The organism is Janthinobacterium sp. NKUCC06_STL (assembly GCF_019345455.1).
GTDB lineage: Bacteria > Pseudomonadota > Gammaproteobacteria > Burkholderiales > Burkholderiaceae_D > Janthinobacterium > Janthinobacterium rivuli.
The window spans coordinates 604,080-631,043 of sequence record NZ_JAHKQY010000003.1 but is presented as its reverse complement, the minus strand read 5'-3'; the positions used below and the strand labels follow the sequence as shown (position 1 = coordinate 631,043).

General features: G+C 60.9%; 25 protein-coding genes. 2 read left to right on the top strand and 23 right to left on the bottom strand.

The window, feature by feature from the left end:
• Positions 1-5: 5 nt before the first annotated feature.
• The 23 genes from KO539_RS15435 to KO539_RS15325 all read right to left on the bottom strand — a co-directional run bounded on the left by KO539_RS15435 (position 6) and on the right by KO539_RS15325 (position 23,996).
• On the bottom strand, positions 6-2,405 hold the full coding sequence (locus KO539_RS15435) for a 3-hydroxyacyl-CoA dehydrogenase/enoyl-CoA hydratase family protein (RefSeq protein ID WP_219310427.1): 2,400 nt from the start codon (positions 2,403-2,405) through the stop codon (positions 6-8).
• Between the two features lie 14 nt (positions 2,406-2,419).
• Positions 2,420-4,210, bottom strand: a complete 1,791-nt coding sequence (locus KO539_RS15430) for an acyl-CoA dehydrogenase C-terminal domain-containing protein (RefSeq protein WP_035824186.1) — start codon at positions 4,208-4,210, stop codon at positions 2,420-2,422.
• Positions 4,211-4,288: 78 nt separating this feature from the next.
• Positions 4,289-4,891, bottom strand: coding sequence for a TetR/AcrR family transcriptional regulator (locus tag KO539_RS15425; protein WP_035824184.1), 603 nt, complete (start codon positions 4,889-4,891; stop codon positions 4,289-4,291).
• A 257-nt stretch (positions 4,892-5,148) separates the two neighbouring features.
• A complete protein-coding gene (locus KO539_RS15420; RefSeq protein WP_096233566.1) occupies positions 5,149-5,538 on the bottom strand; it encodes an RNA-binding S4 domain-containing protein in 390 nt (129 codons plus the stop codon).
• Entirely contained in the window at positions 5,535-6,698 is a 1,164-nt protein-coding gene (gene clsB, locus KO539_RS15415; protein WP_219310426.1) for a cardiolipin synthase ClsB, read from the bottom strand. Before clsB ends, KO539_RS15420 begins: the two co-directional genes overlap by 4 nt.
• 9 nt (positions 6,699-6,707) lie before the next feature.
• Positions 6,708-7,529: an endonuclease/exonuclease/phosphatase family protein gene (locus KO539_RS15410; RefSeq protein ID WP_077398987.1), complete on the bottom strand. Its 822-nt coding sequence runs from the start codon at positions 7,527-7,529 to the stop codon at positions 6,708-6,710.
• A gap of 70 nt (positions 7,530-7,599) precedes the next feature.
• A complete protein-coding gene (locus KO539_RS15405; RefSeq protein ID WP_219310425.1) occupies positions 7,600-7,848 on the bottom strand; it encodes a hypothetical protein in 249 nt (82 codons plus the stop codon).
• 124 nt (positions 7,849-7,972) lie between these two features.
• Positions 7,973-8,266 carry a hypothetical protein gene (locus KO539_RS15400; protein WP_176387726.1) on the bottom strand — a complete coding sequence of 98 codons (294 nt, stop codon included), beginning with the start codon at positions 8,264-8,266 and terminating at the stop codon, positions 7,973-7,975.
• A gap of 13 nt (positions 8,267-8,279) precedes the next feature.
• Complete coding sequence (nudB, locus tag KO539_RS15395; RefSeq protein ID WP_035824172.1) at positions 8,280-8,744, bottom strand: dihydroneopterin triphosphate diphosphatase; 465 nt, start codon at positions 8,742-8,744, stop codon at positions 8,280-8,282.
• Between the two features lie 84 nt (positions 8,745-8,828).
• The gene (aspS, locus tag KO539_RS15390) at positions 8,829-10,625 is read right to left on the bottom strand and encodes an aspartate--tRNA ligase (protein WP_219310486.1); all 1,797 of its coding nucleotides are present in this window, start codon (positions 10,623-10,625) and stop codon (positions 8,829-8,831) included.
• A gap of 69 nt (positions 10,626-10,694) precedes the next feature.
• Positions 10,695-11,336, bottom strand: a complete 642-nt coding sequence (locus KO539_RS15385) for a DUF502 domain-containing protein (protein ID WP_035824167.1) — start codon at positions 11,334-11,336, stop codon at positions 10,695-10,697.
• Between the two features lie 40 nt (positions 11,337-11,376).
• Positions 11,377-11,685, bottom strand: a complete 309-nt coding sequence (locus KO539_RS15380; RefSeq protein ID WP_099378504.1) for an FmdB family zinc ribbon protein — start codon at positions 11,683-11,685, stop codon at positions 11,377-11,379.
• A 79-nt stretch (positions 11,686-11,764) separates the two neighbouring features.
• Entirely contained in the window at positions 11,765-12,367 is a 603-nt protein-coding gene (locus tag KO539_RS15375) for a methyltransferase (protein WP_219310424.1), read from the bottom strand.
• An 18-nt stretch (positions 12,368-12,385) separates the two neighbouring features.
• Positions 12,386-13,957: a ubiquinone biosynthesis regulatory protein kinase UbiB gene (gene ubiB / locus KO539_RS15370; RefSeq protein WP_035824160.1), complete on the bottom strand. Its 1,572-nt coding sequence runs from the start codon at positions 13,955-13,957 to the stop codon at positions 12,386-12,388.
• The gene (locus KO539_RS15365) at positions 13,954-14,592 is read right to left on the bottom strand and encodes an SCP2 domain-containing protein (protein ID WP_257626298.1); all 639 of its coding nucleotides are present in this window, start codon (positions 14,590-14,592) and stop codon (positions 13,954-13,956) included. Before KO539_RS15365 ends, ubiB begins: the two co-directional genes overlap by 4 nt.
• A gap of 152 nt (positions 14,593-14,744) precedes the next feature.
• Positions 14,745-15,689 (bottom strand): Tim44 domain-containing protein, encoded by a 945-nt coding sequence (locus KO539_RS15360; protein ID WP_219310423.1) that lies wholly within the window; start codon positions 15,687-15,689, stop codon positions 14,745-14,747.
• A gap of 31 nt (positions 15,690-15,720) precedes the next feature.
• Positions 15,721-16,455: a bifunctional demethylmenaquinone methyltransferase/2-methoxy-6-polyprenyl-1,4-benzoquinol methylase UbiE gene (ubiE, locus tag KO539_RS15355; protein WP_034778407.1), complete on the bottom strand. Its 735-nt coding sequence runs from the start codon at positions 16,453-16,455 to the stop codon at positions 15,721-15,723.
• 29 nt (positions 16,456-16,484) lie between these two features.
• Positions 16,485-17,726, bottom strand: a complete 1,242-nt coding sequence (locus KO539_RS15350) for an RNA polymerase sigma factor (RefSeq protein WP_219310422.1) — start codon at positions 17,724-17,726, stop codon at positions 16,485-16,487.
• Between the two features lie 2 nt (positions 17,727-17,728).
• Positions 17,729-18,073, bottom strand: coding sequence for a YciI family protein (locus KO539_RS15345; protein ID WP_219310421.1), 345 nt, complete (start codon positions 18,071-18,073; stop codon positions 17,729-17,731).
• Between the two features lie 214 nt (positions 18,074-18,287).
• A complete protein-coding gene (locus KO539_RS15340; protein WP_035824146.1) occupies positions 18,288-18,737 on the bottom strand; it encodes a gamma-butyrobetaine hydroxylase-like domain-containing protein in 450 nt (149 codons plus the stop codon).
• A gap of 9 nt (positions 18,738-18,746) precedes the next feature.
• Entirely contained in the window at positions 18,747-19,196 is a 450-nt protein-coding gene (locus KO539_RS15335; protein ID WP_219310420.1) for an HIT family protein, read from the bottom strand.
• Complete coding sequence (locus KO539_RS15330; protein WP_219310419.1) at positions 19,196-23,236, bottom strand: DUF3683 domain-containing protein; 4,041 nt, start codon at positions 23,234-23,236, stop codon at positions 19,196-19,198. The genes KO539_RS15335 and KO539_RS15330 overlap by 1 nt, the downstream gene beginning before the upstream one ends.
• 268 nt (positions 23,237-23,504) lie before the next feature.
• Positions 23,505-23,996, bottom strand: coding sequence for a YqaA family protein (locus tag KO539_RS15325; RefSeq protein ID WP_035824134.1), 492 nt, complete (start codon positions 23,994-23,996; stop codon positions 23,505-23,507).
• A gap of 201 nt (positions 23,997-24,197) precedes the next feature.
• Here KO539_RS15325 and ilvA point away from each other — a divergent pair, with 201 nt between their 5' ends.
• Entirely contained in the window at positions 24,198-25,733 is a 1,536-nt protein-coding gene (gene ilvA, locus KO539_RS15320) for a threonine ammonia-lyase, biosynthetic (RefSeq protein WP_034753344.1), read from the top strand.
• 78 nt (positions 25,734-25,811) lie between these two features.
• The gene (queF, locus tag KO539_RS15315) at positions 25,812-26,654 is read left to right on the top strand and encodes an NADPH-dependent 7-cyano-7-deazaguanine reductase QueF (protein ID WP_219310418.1); all 843 of its coding nucleotides are present in this window, start codon (positions 25,812-25,814) and stop codon (positions 26,652-26,654) included.
• The last annotated feature ends 310 nt before the right edge of the window (positions 26,655-26,964 follow it).

Sequence of the window (26,964 nt, the reverse complement as noted above, 5' to 3'; positions counted from 1 at the left end):
CAGGCTTAGTTGCGTACCGGCTTACCGGTTTGCATCATGCCCATGATCCGTTCCTGGGTTTTCGGATGGTTCAACAGCTCCAGGAATGCCTTGCGTTCCATATCCAGCAGCCACTGTTCGCTGACGAAGCTGCCCTGGTCCACGTCGCCGCCCGATACGATCTCGGCGATCATCTCGCCCAGCTTGAAATCGTGCGCCGAAATGAAGCCGCCGTCGCGCATGTTGACCAGCTGCGCCTTGATGGTGCCCCAGCCGTAACGGCCCGTCACCTGGATCAGCGACGGCAGTTGCGGACGGAAGCCCGCATCAAACATGGCGCGCGCTTCGACCTTGGCCACGTGCAGCAGCTCGTAGGCGTTGAACACGATCACGTCGTCTTCCTTCAGGTAGCCCATTTTTTTCGCTTCCAGCGCCGATTTCGACACGTTGGCGGTGGCCGCATTGGTGAAGCCCGTTTTCAGGAATTGCAGGATGTCGTTACCCTTGGCTTCCTTGTAGGCGCGCTGCGCCGCTTCCTTCAAGCCGCCGCCGGCAGGAATCAGGCCGACGCCCACTTCCACCAGGCCGATGTAGGACTCGATCGAGGCCACGCGCTTCGATGCATGCAGCGCCAGTTCGCAACCGCCGCCCAGTGCCAGACCAGCGACCGCGGCGATCACCGGCACGTTCGCGTATTTCAGCGACATGAAGGTGTTCTGCAGTTCGGCGATGATCGGATCGACGGCTTTCACGCCGCCTTGCATGAACGCCGGCAGGGCCGATTGCAGGTCGGCGCCGGCCGAGAACGCGCCGCCTTCGGCTGCGTCCGCGTGCCAGATCACCAGGCCTTTGAAGTTTTTCTCCGCTTCGGCCAGCGCCAGTTTCAGGCCGTTAATGACGCCTTCACCGATCACGTGCATCTTGGTCTTGAACGAGATGATCAGGACGTCGTCGCCCGTATGCCAGACGCGCACGGATTCGTCTTCGAAGACGGTGGTGCCGGCGGTCTTGCCGTCGATGGCGCCGCTGCCCAGGACTGGCGCGCGGAATGGCTGGCGGTCATACACGGACAGAGTAGAACGTGGCACGAAGCTGTTCGACACGGCGGAGTACGAACCTTCCGGCGTGTGCACGCCGCCTTTTTCAGCGACCGGACCTTCGAAGACCCAGGCTGGCAGCGGCGCGTTGCACAGCGCGTGGCCGGCGTCGATGTCTTCCTTGACCCAGTTGGCCACTTGCAGCCAGTTCGATGCCTGCCACGTTTCAAACGGGCCGACGTTCCAGCCGAAGCCCCAGCGCATGGCGAAGTCGATGTCGCGCGCATTGTCGGCCACGGTATCCAGATGGATGGCGATGTAGTGGAAAGCGTCGCGGAAGATCGCCCACAGGAACTGGCCTTGCGGATTCGTCGATTCGCGCAGCGCCTTCATCTTCTTGACCGGATCCTTTTCTTTCAGGATGCGGGCGATGATGTCGGCAGCCTTGGCGCCGCCGGCCACGTATTCACCGGTGGCGAAATCGAGGCGTTGAATTTCCTTGCCAACCTTCTTGTAGAAGCCCGCGCCACTCTTCTGGCCCAGCGCGCCTTTTTCCACCAGCTTGGCCAGCACTTCCGGCGTCTTGTAGACGGCGGCGAACGGATCGTTCGGCAGGTAGTCCTGCATGGTCTTGATTACATGGCCCATGGTGTCCAGGCCGACCACGTCCGCCGTGCGGAAGGTGCCCGACTTGGCGCGACCCAGCTTGGCGCCCGTCAAATCATCGACGACGTCCACGGACAGGCCGAATTTCTCGGCTTCGTGCACGATGGCCAGGATGCCGAACACGCCCACGCGGTTGGCGATGAAGTTCGGCGTATCCTTGGCGCGGACCACGCCCTTGCCCAGGGTGGTGGTCAAAAAGCCTTCCAGCTGGTCGGCGATTTCCGGGCGGGTAGACTCGGTCGGGATGATCTCGACCAGGTGCATATAGCGCGGCGGGTTGAAGAAGTGCACGCCGCAGTAGCGCGATTTCAGGTCGGCGTCGAAGCCTTCGGCCAGCTTGGTGATCGACAGGCCCGAGGTGTTCGAGGCGAAGATCGCGTTCGGGCCGATGTGCGGAGCGACCTTCTGGTACAGGTCGTGTTTCCAGTCCATGCGCTCGGCGATGGCTTCGATGATCAGGTCGCAACCGGCCAGCAGGTCCAGATTGTCTTCGTAGTTGGCGACCTGGATCAGCGCGGCATCATCCTTGTTGCCCAGCGGGGCAGGCGACAGCTTTTTCAGGTTCTCGATGGCGCGCAGCACGATGCCATTCTTTGGGCCTTCCTTCGCAGGCAGGTCGAACAGCACGACCGGCACTTTCGCGTTGATGCAATGGGCGGCGATCTGCGCGCCCATCACGCCGGCGCCGAGGACGGCTACTTTTTTAACGATGAAATTGGTCATATTTTCCTCAAGTCTTAGAACAGGTCTGCGTCGAGTGCCATCAGGTTGGCCGAACCGGAACGCGCCTGACGGATCAGGGTTGCCGTCTCAGGCTGCAAGCGGGCGAAGTAGAAACGTGCGGTAGCCAGTTTGGCGGTGTAGAAGGTGTCGCCGCTGGATTCTTTTTCGAGGGCGATCTTGGCCATCTGCGCGAACAGGTAGCTGTAGATCATGTGGCCGACGACGCGCAGGTAAGGCACGCATGCCGCGCCCACTTCGTCAGGGTTCTGGAAGGCCTTCATGCCGATTTCCATGGTCAGCTTGGTGACTTTGTCGCCCAGGTCGCCCAGTGGCGTGACGAATTCGCTCATCGCTTCATCGGTGCCATTGTCTTCGACGAAAGCCTTGATCTTTTCGCCGAACTTGCGCAGCTTGGCGCCGTTGTCACCGAGGATCTTGCGGCCCAGCAGATCGAGCGACTGGATCGTGTTCGTGCCTTCGTAGATCATGTTGATGCGCGCGTCACGCACATACTGCTCCATGCCCCATTCCGAGATGTAGCCGTGGCCGCCGAACACTTGCATCGCGTCCGAAGTGGCGATCCAGGCGTTGTCGGTGATGAAGGCCTTGATGACGGGCGTCAGCAGCGCCACTTCGTCGGCCGCTTCCTTGCGCACGTCGGCGTCAGGGTGGTGCAGTTCACGGTCGATCTGCAGCGCCACGTAGGAAGTGAAAGCGCGCGCGCCTTCGGCGTAGGCTTTGCCCGTCAACAGCATGCGGCGCACGTCAGGGTGCACGATGATGCGGTCGGCCGGCAGTTCCGGGTTCTTGATGCCGGACAGCGAGCGCATTTGCGTGCGGTCCTTGGCGTAGATCAGCGCGTTCTGGTAAGCGATTTCCGTCAGGCCCAGCGACTGCATGCCCACGCCCAGGCGGGCCGCGTTCATGAAGACGAACATGGCGTTGAGGCCCTTGTTTGGCTGGCCGATGATCCAGCCTTTCGCGCCGTCCAGGTTCATCTGGCAGGTCGAGTTGCCGTGGATGCCCATTTTTTCTTCGATGGCGCCGCAGGTGATCGGATTGCGTTCGCCGACCGTGCCATCCGCATTCGGCAGGAATTTTGGCACCAGGAACAGCGAGATGCCTTTCGAGCCTTCCGGCGCGTCCGGCACGCGGGCCAGTACCAGGTGCAGGATGTTTTCCGCCATGTCGTGCTCGCCGGCCGAGATGAAGATCTTGTTGCCGGTGATGGTCCAGGAACCGTCCGCCTCAGGCAGCGCTTTCGAGCGCAGCAGGCCCAGGTCGGTGCCGCAGTGCGGCTCGGTCAGGCACATGGTGCCCGTCCATTCGCCCGACACCAGCTTCGGCAGATAGACTTCCTTCTGGTGGTCGGTGCCGTGTTCCTTCAGGCACTCGTAGGCGCCGTGCGACAGGCCAGGGTACATGGACCAGGCCTGGTTCGACGAGTTCAGCATTTCATAGAACGAATTGTTCAGCACGACAGGCAAGCCCTGGCCGCCGTATTCCGGATCGCAAGCCAAGGCCGCCCAGCCGCCTTCGACGTACTGCTTGTAGGCTTCCTTGAAACCTTTAGGCGTGGTCACGCTTTTCGTGACGGGGTCGTGGTGGCAGCCTTCGCGGTCGCCGGAATGGTTCAGCGGGAACAATACTTCGGAGGTGAATTTGCCGCCCTCTTCCAGCACCTGGTTGATGATGTCGGCGTCGACGTCGGCGTACGACGGCATTTGCTTCAGTTCTTCTTCCACTTGCAGGAACTCATGCAGGACGAATTGCATATCCCGGATTGGCGCGACGTATTGACCCATAATTTTCTCCTGAAGGCGATTAGCTAAAGTGTTGTACTTGTAAGTGCGTGTGCGTTGTTGCGGATACTGCCTGACGGCTTATTTGCTTGTGACGGAATTCTGGTACGACGCCAGCAGGCGGATAAAGCCCGCTTGCGCCCGTTCGATGCTGCCCGGCACGCGCAGGAAGCGCGCGTCGTGATGCAGGGCCAGGATCAGGCCATACATCTCGTACACCAGCTGCTGGGCGTCCGTGTCCGCTTTCAGGTCGCCGGTGGCGATCGATTGCTCGACACTGCGCAGCAACGCGCCCTGCCAGGCCCGCACCATGGCCACGAGGGACTCGCGGATGGGACCGGGACGGTCGTCATACTCGACGGCGCCACTGATATAAATGCAGCCGGAAGCGATTTCCACGCTGACCCGTTTGACCCAGCGCGCAAACATCGATTGCAGACGCTGGATGCCGCGTGGTTCTTTCATGCTGGGGAAAAAGACTTCTTGCTCGAAACGATAGTGGTAAAGCTTCAGCACTTCCATCTGCAAGTCTTCGCGCGAGCCAAAGTGGGCAAACACGCCCGACTTGCTCATGTTCATTTTGTCCGCAAGCAGACCGATGGTCAGGCCTTCCAGGCCGTCGCGGCTGGACAGGTCCAGCGCCACGTCGAGGATGGCGGCACGGGTCAGTTCGCCCTTGCGCATGAATTTGACTGAAGTATTCAAGATTACCGTTCTAAAAGTGATGTTGCCGATTGGGCGGACTGAAGCGAGGGTAAAAAAAGCACGCTCCGAAAAAATCCGAACGCTCGTACTATTATCCACTACCACGTAAAAGTCAAACGGGAACTTTAGAGCCGGTGTTCTATTGGTGCAGCGCAGCATTTTTGGGCCGCGTGTTTATAGCGATTTCAGGCAGGCAAAAGCGGCATGCGCCCCTGCCGCCTGGGTAGCAGCGCGCCTCAGTCGAGGCCGCCTGCCTTGCTCAGTTGACGGCGGTCGCGCTTGGTCGGCCGCCCCTTGATGGTGGTGCCCGGCTCGCGGAACAGCTTGCGCTCCTCGGCCAGTTGCTCGCGGCGGGCGATGCTGGCGGGCGTTTCGCCATACAGCAGACGCGCCACGGGCGCCGCGCCGCGCTTGTCGGACAGGCCCAGCACGGCCACTTCCCACGTCTCCGCGCCATTGTCGATGGCCAGCTCGTCGCCCACGCGCAGGCTGCGCGCCGGTTTGACGCGCTCGCCCCCCACTTTGACCTTGCCCGTGTCGACGGCTTCGCTGGCCAGCGAGCGCGTCTTGAAGAAGCGCGCCGCCCACAGCCATTTGTCCAGCCTTACCGTTGTCATCTCGTTCATGCGTACTTGCCTACTGAAAAAATGCGCATCACCAGCCGGTACACGAGGAACGCGGCTTCGTAGCCGATGCGCCGGAAGCGGCCGATGTGCTTGAAATCATCCTGGTGAATGACGATGCCGTCCGCCACACCCTGCTCGATATGCTGGCGCAAGCTTTGCGCGAAGGCCACGTCCTTGATGACCACGTTCGCTTCCTGGTTCAGGAACAGGCTCAGCGCGTCAATATTGCTGGAACCGACCGTCGCCCAGTCATCGTCGACGACGGCCACCTTGGCGTGCAGCTGCGTCTTGCGATATTCGACAATTTTCACGCCGGCGGCCAGCAGTTTCGGGTAAAACGAGTGCGCCACGGCGTCTTGCATGCGGAACTCGCCCACGCCGATCAACAGCACCACGTCGACGCCCCGCTGGGCCGCCTGGGCCAGCGCGTGGCGCAGCTTGTGTCCGGGCGCGAAATACGGGTTGGCCAGCATCACGCTTTTACGCGCCTGGCCCAGCGCCTGCAGGTAGGCGCGCTGGATGGTGCGGCGGTTGCGCAGGTTGTCGCGCACGACAAAGCCGGCCACGACGGGGTTCTTCGCCAGCTCCTTGCTGACGACGCGCATCTTGCGGTACAGCTTGATACGCCGCACCAAATTCATCTTGCCCAAGCGCGCCCACTGCGCCTGCGCCTCTTCATGGATAGCGTCGACCAGCGGCCCCTTCACCTGCACGGCGAAATCCCAGCGCGGCGCTTCCAGGCTGATGTTGTGATCGTAGTCGCAAAACATGTCATCGTTAATATTGATGCCACCCACCAGGGCAATTTCCCCATCGGCCACGCAAATCTTGCGATGCGTGCGCGTGATGCCGCGCTTGAACCAAGGGTTGAAGATGCGGTGGTGCACGCCAGCCGCTTCCAGCTGCGCATGCATGGCGTTGACCCGGCGGTTGCCCGTGCCGAACCAGTCCGTGATCATGCACACCAGCACGCCGCGTGCGGCCGCGCGTTTGAGCGCATCGAGCACCAGGGTGCCCGTGGCGTCGTCGGCAAAGATATACGTTTCGAAATAGACTTCCGCGCGCGCGCCGTCGATGGCGGCTATCAGCGCGGGAAAGTAATCGGTGCCGCAATACAGCAGCTTGATGTCGTTGTGGGCGATGAAATTGACTGTACGCATGCCGGCAGTCTACGCGAGTTTCAAAGCGGCAACGATCGGCGCGTGGTCCGACAATTTTGCCCACAGGGTGCCATGCATCACTTGCGCGCCTTCCACGTGGAAACCTCGCACATAGATGCGGTCCAGGCGGAACCACGGCAAAGCGGCGGGAAAGGTGCGCGCCGGCACGGGGATCGGCGTTTTCGTCTGGCGCCGCGCCAGGGTGCGCACCAGGTCGCCCAGAGCCGAGTTCGACGCGCGCTGGTCGAATACCTCGACCACGCCGAGCGCATTGCGCAGCTTGTCGCTGAGCGTGTTGCGCCAGTCGTTGAAGTCGCCGGCGATGATGACCGGTTCGCCATTCGGCGCCGATTCCATGACGGCGTCGATCAGCGCCTGCGTCTGGCGTCCCCGTCCCGATTCGAACAAGCCCAGGTGGACGACATAACAATGCACGTCGGCCTGCGGCGTCTTGAGCACGCAATGCAGGATGCCGCGTTGCTCGTAGGCATGGTCGGAGACGTCGTGGTTGGTTTGCGAGGCGATGGGAAACTTGCTCAGCAAGGCGTTGCCATGGTGGCCATGGTCATACACGGCATTCATGCCATACGCGGAATGGTGTTCGGCGCCGGCAAAAAACTCATGCTGTGACGCTTCCGGCCAATGCTTGTGGCCGTTTTTCTCGGCGCCATAACGGGCCGCATTGCGGTCATGCTTGCCTTGCACTTCCTGCAAAAAGACGACATCGGCATGAAACAGGGCAATCGCCTGTTTTAAAGCATGCACGCGGGGCAAGCCTCGCACGGAGGAGACGCCTTTGTGAATATTATAAGTTGCTACGCGGATTTTCATGCATTGATTCTACTCCCTGACGGGCCCCGCGCGGCGCCAGCGTAGGTGCGCGTGCGCACCTACGGCAGCTTTATCTGCCCGTCATCGCTGCCAGCAAACTATCGATGGCGCTGATGCTGCCCACCACCATGCCGATCACCCACAAGCCCTTCACGATCCCGGGTGCGCTGCTCCAGCTGAAGGCGCCCCGTCCACCGGCAAAGCAACGGGGGTGCAACAGAAATCCCAGCATCAGCAAGGGCAAGCCTGCCTGTGGAAGGCGGGCATGCGGCTGATCAGGGAAACACACGGCATACAGGGCGCCAACGATGCAGGACAAGAATACGGCGCCTAGGAGACGCTGCTGAAAAGAAAGTTGAGACCAGTTCAGCATGTACGCCTTTCGTCATGAAGTGGAATTACTATTAAAGCAATAATACCACATGACAATAGTTTTGCAGCGCTTAAGCCAGCATGCGTCCCACGCCTGCCGTCACGCTGACGAGCAGCGCGGTGATGCCTGCCGCCCAGACGATTTTCACCAGCAACGGCGCGCCGCGCCAGGCCACGGTACGCTTGCCCTTGGCAAAGGCGCCCGGATGCAGCAGCCAGCCGATCGCCATCAGCGGCATGCCGATCGGCGGCGTGCGGCCAGGCACGGTGGAGCTGAACAGCAGGAAAATAAAGCACAGGCAAAAAACGATGCCCAAGGTGCCCAGCAGTTTTTGCTGCGTCGTCAAATGTAACCAGTTCAACATGGAATGCTTTCTATCAAGTGGGGCGCGCCAGGCCCGTCATGGCCGGCAATTGCAGAATCGCTTCCGCGTTGGATGACGAGAAACAGCGGTCGGCCGCCGCCAGGTAAGGCAGCCACGCGTACTGCAAGTGTTCGCGCGGGCTCAGGGTGATGGCGATATCGCGCGGCACTTGCACGCTGAACACGTGTTCCGTGTTGCGCGTCACGCCGGGCGCATAGCGGTGGCGCCAGATCGGGTAGATCTCGTACACGTTCGACAAGTTCCAGTCGCGCAGCACAATATCGCGCCCATCGGCAACGATGCCGGTTTCTTCCGCCAATTCGCGCGCGGCCGTCCGCAGCAGCGGTTCGTCGACGGCATCGACGGAACCCGTCACCGATTGCCAGAAACCGGGCTGGCCCGCGCGTTCGATGAGCAAGACGTCAAGGTCAGCCGTATGAATGACGACCAGCACGGAAACAGGGATTTTATGAGTCATATCAACAATGAAAAAGGCGCCACGACAGCGCCTTTTTTTGCATAGTGGATCAAACAGCGGCCGCTTGGGCAGCCGCATGCTTCATTACACTACTTTTGGCTCGGCGCTGCGCAAACGGATGTGCAGTTCACGCAGTTGCTTCTCGTCCACTTCCGACGGCGCATGGGTCAGCAAGTCTTGCGCGCGCTGGGTTTTCGGGAAGGCGATCACGTCGCGGATCGATTCGGAACCCGTCATCATGGTCACGATACGGTCCAGGCCGAATGCCAGGCCGCCATGCGGTGGCGCGCCGTATTGCAGGGCGTCGAGCAGGAAGCCGAATTTCAGCTGCGCTTCTTCCGCATCGATCTTCAGCGCGCGGAACACTTTCGACTGCACTTCTTCGCGGTGGATACGGATCGAACCGCCGCCCAGTTCCCAGCCGTTCAGAACCATGTCGTAGGCCTTGGCGATACAGGCGCCCGGATCGCTTTCCAGCATGTCTTCATGGCCGTCTTTCGGCGCCGTGAATGGATGGTGGGTCGCCGTCCAGCGGTCCGCTTCTTCGTCGTGCTCGAACATCGGGAAGTCGACCACCCACAATGGCTTCCACACGTCTTCGAACAGGCCGGCTTTCTTGCCGAACTCGCTGTGACCGATTTTCACGCGCAGCGCGCCGATGGCGTCGTTGACGACCTTGGCCTTGTCCGCGCCGAAGAAGATCAGGTCGCCGTCTTGCGCGCCCGTCTGCTCGAGGATCGTGGCCAGCACGTCAGCCGGCAGGAACTTGACGATCGGCGACTGCAAGCCTTCAGGACCCTTGGCTTTCTCATTGACCTTGATGTAAGCGAGGCCCTTGGCGCCGTAGATGGCGACAAATTGCGTGTAGGCATCGATTTCCGAACGGGGCATGCTGCCGCCTTGCGGTACGCGCAGGGCAACCACGCGGCCGCCGTTCATGTTGGCGGCGCCGTTGAAGACCTTGAATTCGACCGACTTCATGACTTCCGTCAAGTCCGTGAAGGCCAGCTTGACGCGCATGTCCGGCTTGTCGGAACCGTACAGGCCCATCGCTTCGGCGAAATCCATCACCGGGAACGGGTTCGGCAGGTCGATGTCCAGGGTGTTCTTGAAGACGACGCGGATCATGTCTTCGAACAGGTCGCGGATTTCCTGCTCCGTCAGGAACGAGGTTTCGCAGTCGATCTGCGTGAATTCAGGCTGGCGGTCAGCGCGCAAGTCTTCGTCGCGGAAGCACTTGGTGATCTGGTAATAACGGTCGAAGTTAGCAACCATCAACAGTTGCTTGAACAACTGTGGCGATTGCGGCAAGGCGAAGAAACTGCCCGCGTTGACGCGCGACGGCACCAGGTAGTCGCGTGCGCCTTCTGGCGTGGACTTGGTCAACATCGGCGTTTCGATGTCGATGAAGCCCAGCGCGTCGAGGTACTTGCGCACTTCCATCGTCACCTTGTAACGCAGGCGCAGGTTGTTTTGCATTTGCGGGCGGCGCAGGTCCAGCACGCGGTGCGTCAGGCGCGTCGTTTCCGACAGGTTGTCGTCGTCCAGCTGGAACGGCACGGGCACGGAAGGGTTCAGCACTTCCAGCTCCGAGCAGACCACTTCGATCTTGCCCGATTTCAGGTTGTTGTTGATCGTGCCGTCGATACGGTTGGTCACGACGCCCGTCACGCGCAGGCAGAATTCGTTGCGCACGGCTTCGGCGACCTTGAACATTTCCGCTTGTTCCGGGTTGCAAACGATTTGCACCAGGCCTTCACGGTCGCGCAAGTCGATGAAGATCAGGCTGCCGTGGTCGCGGCGGCGATGTACCCAGCCGCACAGGCTGACGGTTTGTCCCAGCATGGCTTCGGTAACGAGGCCGCAGTATTCAGTACGCATAGACATAAAATTCTCAGTTCAGGTTAGTGAGTGTTCAATCCGGCCACGTCCCACGTGGGACGCCTGCCTTTATTCTTTGGCTGCCGGGGCCGGTACAGCAACAACTTCCGCAGGCGCCACCACGCCCATCGAGACGATATATTTGAGCGCCGCATCGACGCTCATGTCGAGTTCGACGACATCGCTGCGCTTCATCATCAGGAAAAAGCCTGATGTCGGGTTCGGCGTCGTCGGCACGTACACGCTGACAAAGTCGCCCACCAGGTGGTTCGCCGCATCGCCGCCCGGCACACCGGTCAGGAAAGCGATGGTCCAGGAGTTCTGATGCGGATACGGCACCAGCACGGCCTTGCGGAAGGCGTTGCCCGACGGGGAAAACAGGGTATCGGAGACTTGCTTGACGCTCGAATACAGGGAATTGACGATGGGTATGCGTTGCAGCAATTTTTCCCACAGTTTCACCACGTAATTGCCGACCAGGTTATTCGTCAGCAAGCCCGTGAAGAAGACGATCAGTACCGTCAATACCGTGCCCAGGCCGGGAATGGTGCTCAGCGGAGGAACCAGGTGGCCGAACCATATGCTGGGCTTCGTACTGCCGGGCACCAGCAATAGCGACTGGTCCATCGTGCTGATCACCAGATTCAGGACCCAGGCCGTAATGGCCAAGGGCACCAAAATCAGTAATCCGGTAATAAAGTATTTACGCATCGGTTTCTCAGTAAGGGATCGTAGCGGCGCGGCGCGCTTTTCAGTCCGCTTTCGGCGCAGCGGCAGCCGGGGCGGGCGCAGGCGCGGCAGCAGGCGCGCTCTCGGTGGTTGCGGCAGGCTTGGCGCCATCAGCCGGGCCCGTCGGGATGGCCGTGGTGGGCGCCGTGCCGCCGCGGAAATCGGTCGCGTACCAGCCGGTGCCCTTCAATTGGAAACCGGCGGCCGTCAATTGTTTCTTGAAACTGGGCTTGCCGCACGACAGGCACACCGTCAGTACTGGATCGGAGATCTTTTGCAAGACGTCCTTGGCAAAACCACACTCGTCACAACGGTAAGCGTAAATCGGCATCTCTACTCCGAGAAAATCATCAAAAACCCTGAATTATAAAGCTTTTCCTTTGCTCCCAGCAGAAATTGCCCCGCCCGCCTCAGTCTGCCCGGCGGCGCCAGCTCATCCAGCGCTCCTTGCCGGCGAAGACGGCGATGGAATCATCGACGGCTTCATCGGCGAGGCAATCGAAATGCGGCGCCAGCAATTCCTGCAGTTTCTCACGCGAAATACCAAATGGCGGCCCCTTGGCATTGTCGTCAAAGAAAAAGTAACCGGCCAGCATGGCACCGGGCGCCAGTAGCTGCGCCCAGCGGGCCGCCACTTGCGGCCACATGGCGCGCGGCATGGCGCACAGGAAGGCCCGTTCATAGATCAGGTCCAGCGGTGCGGCGGGCTGCCAGGCAAAGAAATCTGCTTCCACCACCTGCCCTCCCCGTTTGCCGACGACGGCGCGCGCGGCGGCCACGGCAGCCGGTGAAAAGTCGATGGCCGTGGCATCCCAGCCGTGATCGAGCATGAAGACCAGTTCATAGGCGGAACCGCAGCCGGGAATCAGGCAGCGCAGCGGCGCCGGGCTGCCGGCAACGAAACTGCGCAAGCGCGACGGCACGCCGCCGTGGTCCCAGGGCGTGAATTGCTTCTCGAAACGCTCGTCCCAGAAGGCGGGCGAGAGCGGATCGCGGGTATTGAAGTCAGCCATCACTTACGTCCTCAGCCTTTAAAACGGCAGTTGATGCCAGCGCATGAATACTTGCAAGCCCAGCGCACCGAGGGCGAAGGCGCCCACGAAGTACACGATAAAGCTCAGCAAGCGGTTCGTCTGGCGTTGTTCCGCCAGCAAGGTTTTCATCAGTTCCACATCGTTTTCGCGCGGTTCGCCATGCACCGTCAAGGCCTGATGCAGCAAGCGCGGCAGTTGCGGGAAGATGTGCGCATAACGGGGCGCCTCGGCGCGCAGGCGCTCCATGAAGCCTTGCGGGCCCACCTGGTTACTCATCCATTTTTCCAGATACGGCTTGGCCGTTTGCCACAGGTCCAGCTCCGGATCCAGCTGGCGGCCCAGGCCTTCGATATTGAGCAGGGTCTTTTGCAGTAGCACCAGTTGCGGCTGCACTTCCACGTTGAAGCGGCGCGAGGTCTGGAACAGCCGCAGCAGAACTTGCCCAAAGGAAATATCCTTCAGCGGACGGTCGAAGATCGGCTCGCAACAGGCGCGCACGGCCGCTTCCAGCTCATCGACGCGCGTATCCTTCGGCGCCCAGCCCGATTCGATATGCGCTTCGGCCACGCGCTTGTAGTCGCGGCGGAAGAAGGCGAGGAAGTTTTGCGACAGATAATCCTTGTCGTAGTCGTTCAACGTTCCCACGATGCCGAAATCGAGCGCGATGTAGCGGCCGAACGATTCGGGTGCGATCGACACGAGAATATTGCCCGGATGCATGTCCGCATGGAAAAAGCCATCGCGGAACACTTGCGTGAAGAAAATTTCCACGCCATCGCTGGAGAGTTTACGCAAGTCCACGCCGGCCGCCACCAGGCGCTCCGTCTGCGACACGGGGATACCGACCATGCGTTCCATGACGATGACGCTGCTGGAGCAATAATCCCAGTGCATTTCCGGCACCAGCAACAAGTCCGAGTTGGCAAAGTTGCGGCGCAGCTGGCTGGCGTTGGCCGCCTCGCGCATCAGGTCCAGCTCGTCATGCAGGTATTTGTCGAACTCGCCCACCACCTCTTTCGGTTTCAAGCGCTTGCTGTCGGCCCACAGGCGGCTGGTCCAGTCGGCGGCGATGTGCATCAGGGCCACGTCTTCGTCGATCAGCTTTTTCATGCCTGGACGCAAGACCTTCACGGCCACTTCGCGGCCATCTTTCAAAGTAGCGAAGTGCACCTGGGCAATCGAGGCGGACGCCACCGGTTCGCGCTCGAAGCGGGCAAACAATTGATCCGGGTGCGCACCGAGCGACTTGGTGATTTGCGCGATGGCCAGGTCGGAATCAAACGGCGGCACGCGGTCTTGCAGGCGCGCCAGTTCTTCGGCGATGTCGGGCGGCATCAGATCGCGCCGGGTCGACAGCACCTGGCCGAATTTGACGAAAATCGGGCCCAGCTCTTCCAGCGCCAGGCGCAGGCGCAAGCCCCGTGGCGACGACAGGTCGCGCCAGAAAATCAGGGTGTCGATCAATTTGGCGGTGCGGGGAACTTGCAGACCAGAAATCGCTATCTCATCCAGACCGTACTTGATGGAAACACGGATGATTTTAAACAGGCGCAGGAATTTCAATATCATGTAGACAAATCCGGTAAGGAGGACTGCGGCTGGACGGCGGCGGCCGCCTTTTCCAGCAGGGCAAGGCGCTTGGCCAGGCGTTCGACGTCATCGCGCACGCGCGTCACGCCAGCGGAATACTCTTGCAAGGTTGCAGGACGGATCAGCATGGGCTGTTCGTCGAGGAAATATTCGGCCACGTTTTCCGCCAGCTTTTGCTGGCCCGTGCGCACAAAGGCGGCCGCATCTTTCGCACCGAAAACAAGGCGCGTGGCCAGCATGGGGCCGACGACCTTTTCCAGGTCGTGCTCGGCTTCCCAGCGCAAGCCCTTGCTCAATTGCGAAATCGCATTGGCAAACTCGGCATCGCCTTCGATCTTGACGTAGGAAAACGCCCGCTCGCGGTTTTGCAGGATCAGCGGCACATCGGACAATTTTACGCGGATGGTGACGCTGGCCGGCATGTCGGCCGGCGCCGCTGCCAGCATGCCGGCGCTGTCGACGCGCAGGCGCAAGGCCACGGCGCCCGTGTCGATGCAGGCCAGCTTGCCGGCGTGCACGGCCAACTGATGGCGCGCCCACGGCTCTTGTGCCAGCAAGTGGTTGATGGTCGCGATGACGGGCGTCATCAGGGAGAGATCGGAAAGTGGTGCCATCTATATACAGCGCGCCAGGCGCGCCCCTAAAAAGAAAAAACCGCCCGTAAAACTACGCGGGCGGTTTCGATCTTACCAGTTCAGTAGGAAATATCTGTTAAGCATCATGCATTCCGCATGGACTTAAGCCAGTATTCAGCAAGTTTTTGCAATTAATTCAATTGCTGGATGCCTGCCAGGACCCAGCCGCTGTTGCCGCTGACGGGTTTCGACATATTCCACACTTCCGCGAACGGTTCCGCTGCGGCGCCCGGCGCCGAACGGATCAGGCCCGTAAATTTCACGCTGGCCAGGTAATCGTTGACGCTCGTCTCGATGCCCAGGAGTTCGGCATCGATGGTGACGACATCCGTAAAGTCCGGCTGCGCGCCCCGTTCCTGGATTTGCATGCGCAATTCCGCATACACTTCCGGCGACGTGAATTCGCGGATATCGTTGACGTCCGCCTTGTCCCAGGCCGCTTGCAGGCGAATGAAATTGCTTTTCGCGTGGCGCAGGAAGGCATCCTTGTCGAAGTCGCCTGGCACGCCCCATGGCGCTGCAGCGGGCGCCGGCTTATCCAGGCCTACGCCGGACGAGACGGGTTGCAGCGGCGGCAGCGGTGGAATGCGCGAACCGATGTCAGGCACGTTGCCGGCTGGCGCAGGCTGGTTGCCGCCAAAACCCGCGAACGGTGCATTGCCGCCGGCATTGCCGTCACGCTTGCCGCGCACCATGCGGTAGATAAAGAAGGCCACGCCGGCCAGCAAGGCCACCATCAGCAGGGTACTGATCATGCTGGCCAGGGCGCCGCCCAGGCCGAAATGCGACAGCAAGGCGCCCAGGCCCAGACCGAGCAAGGCGCCGCCCAATAAACCCTTCCAGCGGCTCGGTGCCTTGGCGGCAGGCGCTGGCGCAGGGGCCGGTGCAGGTTGCGCCTGGCGTGGCGCGGCAGCCGGTGCCGGGGTTGGCGCCGGTGCGGGCGCCTGGCGGCCCACGTTTTGCGACTGGCGGCCAAACGAACGGCCACCGCCCATGGGACGGGCCAGCGCCTCGCCCAGCATGGATACCGTGGTCGCGGCCAGCATCATGCCGACCATAAATTTCTTCAATTTCATTCCATCTCCTAAAATCACCAACGTTGATGCATTACATCTTGATACCGGTGTGCAAAGCGGCAATACCTGCCGTCAAATTGTAGTACTGCACGCGTTCCAGGCCCGCCGTTTCCATCATGGTTTTGAGGGTTTCCTGGTCCGGGTGCATGCGGATCGATTCTGCCAGGTAGCGGTAGCTTTCCGCGTCGCCGGCGATTTTCTGTCCGAACCACGGCAAGACCGAAAACGAATACAGGTCGTATGGCTTTTGCAGGGGCGCGGCCACCTTGGAAAACTCCAGCACCAGCAGCTTGCCGCCCGGTTTCAGCACGCGGCGCATTTCCGCCAGCGCCACATCCTTGTGCGTCATGTTGCGCAGGCCAAAGGCCACGCTGACACGGTCGAAATAATTGTCGGGGAATGGCAGTTTTTCCGCGTCACACAACATGGTGGGGGTGAGCAAGCCGCGATTCAAGAGGCGGTCGCGGCCCACGCGCAACATCGATTCATTGATATCAGTCAACCAGACTTCGCCGGTAGGGCCCGCCTGCTTGGCGAATGCCTTCGACAGGTCGCCCGTGCCGCCGGCGATGTCGAGCACCTTGAAACCGGGGCGCACGCCCGCGTTGGCAATGGTGAACGTCTTCCACAGACGGTGCAGCCCGCCCGACATCAAGTCGTTCATCACATCGTATTTGGCAGCGACGGAATGGAACACCTTGGCGACTTCGCGCACTTTGTCGTCTTCTGCAACTGTTTTGTATCCGAAATGGGTCGTATTGGTCATGGTAGGCAGTCTGTTTGAACTTGGGAGCATTATACAAGCGGCAGGCGCATTTCCCCGTGACGCCGGAGAAGGTATTGCCTTTCGACTGCATTCGAAGCCAGCATGGCCGCCCGCGCGTATGCCGCCAGCGCCCCCGGCCGGTCGCCCTGGCGGCGCAGCAAGTCGGCGCGGGCCGCGTGCAGATAATGCGATAGCGCCAGGCTGGGCACGGCTTCCAGGCGATCGAGCCACGCCAGCCCGTGTGCGGCCCCATGCGCCATGGCGCAGGCGATGACGGCATTGAGCAAAATCAAGGGTTCCGGCTTGTGCCGCAGCAAGGCGCCATACAGGGTGCTGATCTGGCGCCAGTCCGTCTGGCTGGCCGTGGGCGCTTTGGCGTGCAAGGCGGCAATGGCCGCCTGCAACTGATATGGCCCCGGTGCGCGCGCCGGCAAGGCCAGCTCCAGCACGGCCAGCCCCTCGGCAATCAGGGCGTCATCCCACAGGCGCCGCTCCTGCTCTTCCAGTGTCAGCAAAAAACCCTCGGGCGACAAACGAGCCGGGCCGCGCGACGCCTGCAGCAGCATCAGGGCCAATAGCCCCTGCACTTCCGGCTGGCCCGGCTGCAGGCTGTCGAGCAGCCGCCCCAGGCGCAGCGCTTCCGCGCACAGGTCCGCGCGCAGCAGGGTATCGCCGCCGCTGGCGCAATAGCCTTCGCTGAACACCAGGTACATCACGTGCAGCACTTGCGCCAGCCGTTGCTGCAACTCTTGCTCCGGCGGCAACTCGAAAGGAATGTGCGCCTCGGCGATCTTGCGCCTGGCGCGCAATAAGCGCTGCGACAGGGCCGCTTCCGCCAAGCCGAAGGCGCGCGCGATCTCGCCCGTGGACAGGCCACACAGGGTGCGCAGGGCCAGCGCCACCTGCGCCTCGGGCGCCAGCGCGGGATGGCAACAAATAAACAGCAGGCGCAGGCGGTCGTCTTCGATGGCGTGCGCTTCTTCAATCACGGGCGCCGGCAGGCCGGAGAACACGGCCTCGGCCTCGCCGACGCTCTTGCCCGCGCGGCGCACCTGATCAAGGGCCGCGTTGCGCGCCACGGCACTGAGCCAGGCGGCAGGATGATCGGGGATGCCCGTGCGCGGCCACAGTTCCAGCGCCTTGCGGCACGCTTCCTGCAACACGTCTTCCGCCAGGCCCAGGTCGCCGAAACGCCGCATCAGGCCGGCCAGCACCCTGCCCCTTTCCTGACGAAAGACGTGTTCGACGGCCGCAATGGCGTCGCCGGCCATGTTTATGCCGTGACAGGCCGTACTTCAATGGTGCCCAGGGAAGCCACCGGGCAGCGCCCGGCCCAGGCCAGCGCCTCGTCCAGGTTCGCGCAGGCTAGCAGGTAGTAGCCGCCCAGCTGCTCCTTGGTTTCCGCGAACGGCCCATCCGTGATGACGGGCTTGCCATTGCGCACCCGCACGCTGGTGGCACTGGCCACGGGCGCCAGTTCGGCACCGCCGCGCAGCACGCCAGCCGCCTCCAGCGCCTGCGTATAGCTGGCAAAGTCGGCCATCAGACTGGCCATCTGGCCCTCTTCCATGGATTCATAGCGCGCCTCGTCGGCGTAGATCAGGATCAGGTATTCCATAGTCTCTTCTCCAAAAGAAAAATGCCCGCAAGCGCGGGCATTCATACGACGAATGGATATGCGGCAATCCGACAGATTACCGCATTATTTTTTCTAAACGCCTAAAAAACCGTAGCGAGCGGAAGCAAGTTGTGGCCGAGAAGCGGAACTGTGCTTGAGCACAGTGAGCATCGGCGGCCGCAAATGGCGACGCGCAGTAGGTTTTTCAGGTGTTTTAATGTTTATGCCCGCAACTCGGTCCATGAACGTGGCCGGAAGATTGCTTGACCGTCATGTCGGCCTTGGCGTCGCGGCCGCTGTCGCCCGGGTAGCCGGCTGCCGTCAGCTGGTCCAAGTAGGCTTGCCACAGCTTGTCTTTTTCCGCGCCCAGCTTGTACAAATAGGCCCAGGTGTACAGGCCGGAATTGTGACCATCGCTGAAAGTGGGCTGCACGGCGTAGTTGCCCACCGGCTCCAGGCCAGTGATGCCGACCAGGCGTTTGCCTAATTGCAAGGTTTCCTGGCCCTTGCCATGGCCCTGCACTTCGGCCGACGGCGAGTACACGCGCAGGTATTCGAACGGCAAGACAAATTCGCTGCCATCGTCGAACGCCACGTCGAGCACGCGCGACTGGTTGTGCACGGTCAAGCCGGTGGGTTGCGGTGTTGCTGTTTTTTCAGTCATGACGATACTTTATGCGGATAAACGTTGAATGATCGCGTCGCGCAGTGCCGGCAGCAGGGCGCGGCGCGCGGCCAGCACCTCGGGTGCCGTCTCGCGCTGCACCACGGCCCAGCTGGGGTTCGGGAAATGCGCGTCGTCGCGGTAGCGGGGAATCACGTGCCAATGCACGTGCGGCGTCATGTTGCCGAAACTGGCCACGTTGACCTTTTCCGGCTGCATCACTTCACGCACGGCCAGCTCGACTTGCCACACGACTTCCATGACATAGTTGCGCTCGCCAGGCGTGAGATCCGTCATTTCCTTCACGTGCTTGTTCCAGATCACGCGGCAAAAGCCGGGATATGCCGGGTCATCGACGGCCACCACGGACAGGCGCTCGCTGCGCCACAGCAAGGTCTCCAGACCTTGCTTGTTGGCGTAGCCGTCCAGCAAGCTGCACAGATCGCAAGGCGCGGACATTACACCAGCACCCGTTCGATGCCGCCGTCATTGGCACGTTTCACGTAATCCGGCATCCAGTTCTCTCCCAGCAAGTGTTTGGCGATCTCGACGACGATGTAGTCGGCCGTGGTGCCCGAATCGTCATTGTAGCGCGACAGGCCTTGCAGGCACGACGGGCAGCTGGTGAGGATTTTCACGTCACCGGTAAAACCATCGCCGCGCAGCTTGTCGGCGCCCTTGACCATCTCTTCTTCCTTGCGGAAACGCACTTGCGTGGAAATGTCGGGACGCGTGACGGCCAGCGAACCCGATTCGCCGCAGCAACGGTCATTCTTCTCGATCTTCACGTTATCCACCGTGCTGATCAGGGAATTGATGGTCTTGCCCGATTCCTGCAGTTTCATCGGATTGTGGCATGGCTCGTGATACATATAGCGCGTGCCGTTGACGCCTTCCAGCTTGACGTTTTTCTCCAGCAAATACTCATGGATATCCATGATGCGGCAGCCAGGGAAAATCTTTTCAAACTGATACGTTGCCAGCTGGTCGTAGCAGGTGCCGCACGAGACGAGCACTGTCTTGATGTCCAGGTAATTGAGCGTGTTGGCCATGCGGTGGAACAGGACGCGGTTATCCGTCATCATCTTCTCGGCCTTGTCGAATTCCCCGGCACCGCGCTGCGGATAACCGCAGCACAGGTAGCCAGGTGGCAAGACCGTCTGCACGCCCACTTCCCACAGCATCGCCTGTGTGGCCAGGCCCACTTGCGAGAACAAGCGCTCCGAACCGCAACCGGGGAAGTAGAACACGGCTTCCGTATCGGCCGTCGTCGTCTTCGGATTGCGGATGATCGGGATGACCTTGTCGTCTTCGATGTCGAGCAACGCGCGCGCCGATTTCTTCGGCAGGTTGCCCGGCATTTTCTTGTTGATGAAGTGGATCACCTGCGCCTTGACGGGCGGCTTGCCCGTCGATGGCGGCGGCGCCTTGGTTTGCTTCTTGGCAAATTTCTTCAGCAAATCGTGGCCCAGGCGCTGCGCCTTGTAACCCCAGCCGATCATGACCTTGCGCGTGGCGTTGATGGTCACGGGATCGGTGGCGTTGAGGAACATCATCGTCGCCTTGGTGCCTGGATTAAAGCTCTTCTTGTCCATCTTGCGCAGCAAGTTACGCATGTTCATCGACACGTCGCCGAAATCGATGTTGACGGGGCAAGGCGTGACGCATTTATGGCAGACCGTGCAATGGTCGGCCACGTCCTCGAACTCTTCCCAATGCTTGATGGAAATACCGCGCCGCGTCTGCTCTTCGTACAGGAAGGCTTCGATCAGGGACGAGGTCGCCAAAATTTTATCGCGTGGCGAGTACAGCAAGTTGGCGCGCGGCACGTGGGTCGAGCACACGGGCTTGCACTTGCCGCAACGCAAGCAATCCTTAACGCTGTCGGCGATGGCACCGATATCGCTTTGCTGCATGATCAAGGATTCATGGCCCATCAGGCCAAACGATGGCGTGTAGGCATTGCGCAAGTCGGCGCCCATGCCTGGCAGGTTCAGCAATTTGCCTTTATTAAAACGGCCTTCCGGATCGATGCGCTGCTTGTAGCTGCGGAACTCACCGATCTCTTCTTCCGTCAAAAATTCCAGCTTGGTAATGCCGATACCATGTTCGCCGGAAATGACGCCGTTCAGCGAGCGGGCCAAAATCATGATGCGGCCCACGGCTTCGTGGGCGTCCTGCAGCATTTCGTAATTGTCCGAGTTGACGGGCAAGTTCGTGTGCACGTTGCCGTCACCCGCATGCATGTGCAGCGCGACGAACACGCGGCTACGCAAGATGCGCGCGTGAATCGCGGTGGCTTCGTCGAGGATCAATTTAAAAGCGGCGCCGTTGAATATCTGGCGCAGCTGGGCGCGAATTTCCTGCTTCCAGGTAATGCGCACGGTGCGGTCCTGCACCACGTCGAACAGGGTGGCGTCCGGCTGGGTTTCCAGGCGCGCATCGAACACGGGCAGCAAGCGCTCCATGCCCAGTTCGGCCAGTTCGCCCTTCACGTCCGCCAGCGGACGGTCCAGCTGGGCCAGCAGATAGGTCCAGCGCGCCGTGACTTGCGCCAGCAGCTGTTGTGCCTGCTCGGCGCGGTCGCCCAGCATTTCCGCATCGTCGACCCGGTCATCCGATGCATCGTCGCTCTTGCCTACTGGCAAATTACCTTTGCCAAAGAATTCGCTCAGGGCCTCGGCCAGTTGCAGCTTGTTCTTGATCGACAGTTCGATATTGATGCGTTCGATGCCATCCGTGTATTCGCCCATGCGATTGAGCGGGATCACGACGTCTTCATTGATTTTAAAAGCGTTGGTATGCTTGGCGATCGCCGCCGTGCGGGCGCGGTCGAGCCAGAATTTCTTGCGCGCTTCCGGGCTGACGGCCACAAAACCTTCGCCCACGCGGGTGTTGGCGATGCGCACCACTTCCGACGCCGCTTGCGCGACGGCATTTTCATCGTCGCCGACGATGTCGCCAAACAGGGCCATCTTTGGCAGCACGCCCCGCTTCGACTTGGTGGCATAGCCGACGGCGCGCAGGTAGCGCTCGTCCAGGTGTTCCAGGCCCGCCAGGCGGATGGTCGTGTATTGCTCGCCCTTGGCCGGCAAGCCATCGAGGTAATCCTTGATTTCCACGATCGACGGAATCGCGTCGCGCGCCTGGCCAAAGAATTCCAGGCAGACGGTGCGGGCGAATTTCGGCATCTTGTGCAAAATCCAGCGCGCCGACGTGATCAGGCCGTCGCAACCCTCTTTCTGAATACCCGGCAAGCCGGAGAGGAATTTGTCCGTGACGTCCTTGCCCAGGCCTTCCTTGCGGAACTTGCGGCCAGGAATTTCCAGGATTTCCGTCTTGAATGGCGCGTTCGGTTTGCTTGCGTCGCGCGTGCTCGGGTGACGCCATTCCAGCTGGAAACGTGCCAGCGCGATATCGTGGATCTTGCCCAGGTTATGGTCGAGGCGGGTGACATCGAGCCAGTCGCCGTTCGGGTCGACCATGCGCCATGAGGCCAGATTGTCCAGCGCCGTGCCCCACAGCACGGCTTTCTTGCCGCCCGCATTCATGGCGACGTTGCCGCCGATGCAAGAGGCGTGCGCCGAGGTCGGGTCGACGGCGAAGACGAAGCCGGCCTTCTCTGCCGCTTCCGACACCTTGTTCGTGATCACGCCCGCGCCCGAATTGATGGTCGCGTATTCGTGGCTCAATCCCGGCAAGACCGTCATTTCCACGGCGCCCAAAGTAATGAGTTTTTCCGTGTTGATGACGGCCGACATTGGCGTCAATGGAATCGCGCCGCCCGTGTAGCCGGTGCCGCCGCCGCGCGGGATGATGGTCAGCCCCAGCTCGATACAGCCTTTGACGAGGCCGGCCATTTCCTCTTCCGTGTCGGGCGTGAGCACGACAAACGGGTATTCCACGCGCCAGTCGGTGGCGTCCGTCACGTGCGACACGCGCGTCATGCCGTCGAAGCGCACATTGTGCTTTTCCGTGTAGCGGCCCAGCACCTTGACAGTGCGCTTGCGCAAGTCATAGGTCTTGCGGAATTCGTCGCCAAAGTCGGCCACGGCCTTGCTGGCCGCTTTCAGCAGCAACTCCACATTGGCGCTGCGCGCCTTGGCGACTTCCGGCGCTTCGCCACTGGCAGCGACGTCGCCGCCGGCAGCATCGATGCCCAGGCGGCGCTTGTCGACTTCGGCCAGGCGGTGATGCAAGGCGTCGATCAAGCCCTGGCGGCGCTTCGGATTGTCGAGCAAGTCATCCTGCAGGTAGGGATTGCGGCGCACGACCCAGATGTCGCCCAGCACCTCGTACAGCATGCGGGCCGAACGGCCCGTCTGGCGGGCGCCGCGCAGCTCGTCGAGCAGGCGCCAGGAGTCCTCCCCCAACAGGCGTATGACGATCTCGCGATCGGAAAACGACGTGTAGTTATACGGGATTTCGCGCAGGCGGCTTGCTGCGGGACCATTGGGCGTTTCTGCCAGTAAAGCTTGGATATGTGCGGGAGCGTTCATGGAGTGTGGTGACGATGTGGACTGGACCCTAAAGGCCCATTTTATCTTATTGCGCCGCACCATGCGGGAACAGCCTTATTCCGCCCAAGGTTTAAGCACCTCATCCGCTACCATAGCAAATACGGAAAAGCCCTATTTTTCATGAATAAAAAACCAGTCTTGCTGATTTTTCGACGCAAAAATGCCAAGAACAGGACTCTGCCACGAACTATCGAACTGCCCAAAAATGGGGCAAACTGGCGTTGCATTACGCCCCGTTTGCGTGCCATTACGCCAGCATTTGTCCAATCCGGTGCCATACGCCATCAGGCACGTAGAGCAGCAAGCCCGTCATGGTCAGGTAGCGCGCGCACTTGCCGACGGCCATATAGGCCACGCTGGGCCAGAACGGCAGCTTGAGCCAGCCTGCCAGGGTGCAAAGGGGGTCGCCCACGATGGGCAGCCAGGCCAGCAGCATGGTCTTGGCGCCATAGCGGGCCAGCCAGCGGAACCAGCGCGTGTCGCGCTCCTTGGCAAACGCCTGCTTGGCCCGGTAGCCGAGCCAGTAGTCGACGATGCCGCCCAGGGTGTTGCCCAGGGTGGCGACGCCGATGGCGGCCCAGAACAGCGCGGGATTGGCCTTGATGACGGCAAACACGGCCGGCTCCGAGCCGAGCGGCAACAAGGTGGCGGAAATAAAGCTGATCAGAAAGACCGATGTCAGCCCGACTTCCGGCGCTGCGATCAGCTGCAGCAGCCAGGCGATTGCGGATTCGATCATGGAACACTTCGCGATGCGGTAAGGCTCTCCATTATAATGAAGAGCAGCTTGCGCGCCGCACAATCCGCGACGGCCGGCAAAGGCATACCCGCCCGCAGTTCCACAGAGCATTATTGTCGCCAGGCTATCCGCCGCGGCGCCGCCGCTATCGCCCGACACGCTCCAGACCCTTTCTGGCCCAGAATCACTTGCTTGCAGACTATGAACATCGACTACCTCAAGAAAATCCTGACCGCCCGCGTCTATGACGTCGCTACTGAAACGCCGCTGGAACTGGCCCCTGCCCTGTCGCAGCGCCTGAACAACCAGATTTACTTCAAGCGCGAAGACATGCAAAGCGTGTTCAGTTTCAAGATTCGTGGCGCCTACAACAAGATGTCCAAGCTCAGCGAAGCGGAACGCAAGCGCGGCGTGATTTGCGCCTCGGCCGGCAACCATGCCCAGGGCGTGGCCCTGTCTGCCGCGCGCATGGGTTGCCGCGCCGTCATCGTCATGCCGACCACCACGCCGCTGGTGAAAGTCGAGGCGGTCAAGGGGCGCGGCGGCGTGAACGTGGAAGTGGTGCTGCACGGCGAGTCCTACACGGATGCCTACAACCATGCGCTGACCCTGGAAAAGGAACAGAAGCTGACCTTCGTGCACCCGTTCGACGATCCGGACGTGATCGCCGGCCAGGGCACGATCGGCATGGAAATCCTGCGCCAGCATGCCGGCCCCATCCACGCCATCTTCGCCCCCATCGGCGGCGGCGGCTTGATCGCCGGCATTGCCGCCTACGTGAAACAGATTCGTCCCGACATCAAGATCATCGGCGTGCAAAGCGTCGATTCGAACGCCATGGCCCGTTCGCTGAAAGCCGGCGAGCGCGTGACCCTGAATGACGTGGGCCTGTTTGCCGACGGCACGGCCGTGCGCCTTGCCGGCGAGGAAACCTTCCGCCTGGTGCAGGCGTATGTCGATGAAATCATCACGGTCGACACGGACGCCATCTGCGCCGCCATCAAGGATGTGTTTACGGACACGCGCTCCATCCTGGAACCATCGGGCGCGCTGGCCATCGCCGGCGCCAAGGCCTATGTGGAACGGGCCAGCCTGACCAAACACCCTGTCAACAATGAAACCCTGGTCACCATCGCCAGCGGCGCGAACATGAATTTCGACCGGCTGCGTTTTGTGGCGGAACGGGCCGAACTGGGCGAGTTCCGCGAAGCCGTGTTTGCCGTCACCATGCGCGAACAGCGGGGCAGCTTCAAGCGCTTCTGCTCGCTCATCGGCGCGCGCAACGTGACGGAATTTAACTATCGCATCAGCGATGAAAAAGCCGCGCACGTGTTCGTCGGCATTCAAATTGCCGACCGGCATGAGTCGAGCGTCCTGGCCAAGACCTTCGAGGAACACGAATTCAAGACCCTGGACCTGACCCACGACGAGCTGGCCAAGTCGCACATCCGCCACCTGGTGGGCGGCAAGAGCCGGCTGGCGCAAGACGAGCTGCTGTACCGCTTTGAATTCCCCGAACGGCCGGGTGCACTGATGCGCTTCCTCGACAGCATGGCGCCGAACTGGAATATTTCACTTTGCCACTACCGCAGCCAGGGCGGCGACGTGGGCCGCATCCTGATCGGCTTGCAAGTGCCGCCCGACGAGATGGGAGAGTTCGCCCGCTTCCTCGATACCCTCGGGTATCGTTACTGGGATGAGAGCAGCAATCCTGTCTACAAACTGTTCTTGGGCTAAATAGCGAATTCACCCCGGTATTGCACTGGGGTGAAATAGGCTACCATGCGTGCTTGACTGAATTCACGCCACACGACCATGACCACCACCAACGACCTCGCCGAACAATCCCCCCTGGGTAAAAGCTCCGCCTACCGCACCGATTACGCGCCGGAACTGCTGTTTCCGATTCCGCGCCAGGGCAAGCGCGACGAGCTGGAACTGCGCGGTACGCTACCCTTCTTCGGCCTCGATATCTGGAATGCGTATGAACTGTCGTGGCTGAACCAGCGCGGCAAGCCGCAAGTGGCCATTGCCAAGGTCAGCGCGCCGGCCGATTCGCCCAACATCATCGAATCGAAATCGTTCAAGCTGTATCTGAACTCGTTCAACCAGACCAGGCTCGATAGCGCGGATGCGCTGCTGGCCTTGCTCAAGCAGGATTTATCGAACGGTTTCGGCGCGCCCGTGCAAGTGGAACTGACCTTGCAGGAAGATTTCGGCAAGTTGAAAATGGGCGAATTCAACGGCGTGCTGCTCGACCGCCTGGATCTGGAAATCACGCAATACACGCCCTCGCCGCTGCTGCTGAAAGCCGCCCTGGATGAAGCGCCGGTGGAAGAAAAACTCGTCTCGCATTTGCTCAAATCGAATTGCCTGGTGACGGGCCAGCCCGACTGGGGCAGCGTGCAGATCGAGTATGCGGGACCGCAGATCGACCAGGAAAGCCTGTTGCGCTACCTGATCGGTTTCCGCGAGCACAATGAGTTCCACGAGCAATGCGTGGAGCGCATCTTTGTCGATATCTTGCGCCAGTGCAAGCCGCAAAAACTGTCCGTGTATGCGCGCTACACGCGCCGCGGCGGCCTCGACATCAATCCCTGGCGCAGCAACTTCAGCACGGGAGCGATGCCAGGCAATCTGCGCAATGCGCGCCAGTAACATTGATTGGGTAACATCGCGCAACACCACGAAACCATGCCAACAGGAATGTTGGCTGTGTTTTAAAACAACGTTGCAGTAGTGCCGCAGAGCATGTCACAGACGGTGAAAAATCGGAAAATCGGCATTCGGCGGCGGAAAAACCGGCGCGCCGCGTGTTTTTAATCAGGAAATAGCCGATACACGCCGATGTTATTTTTTTGCTAAAATGATGGCTACGCGGGCTGTAGCGCCCACTGCGCCCGCAGCGGGCGTATACTGTTGAGAATTGGCGTTACAGGCCACCGAAACAGGCCTATAATTCGGCTCG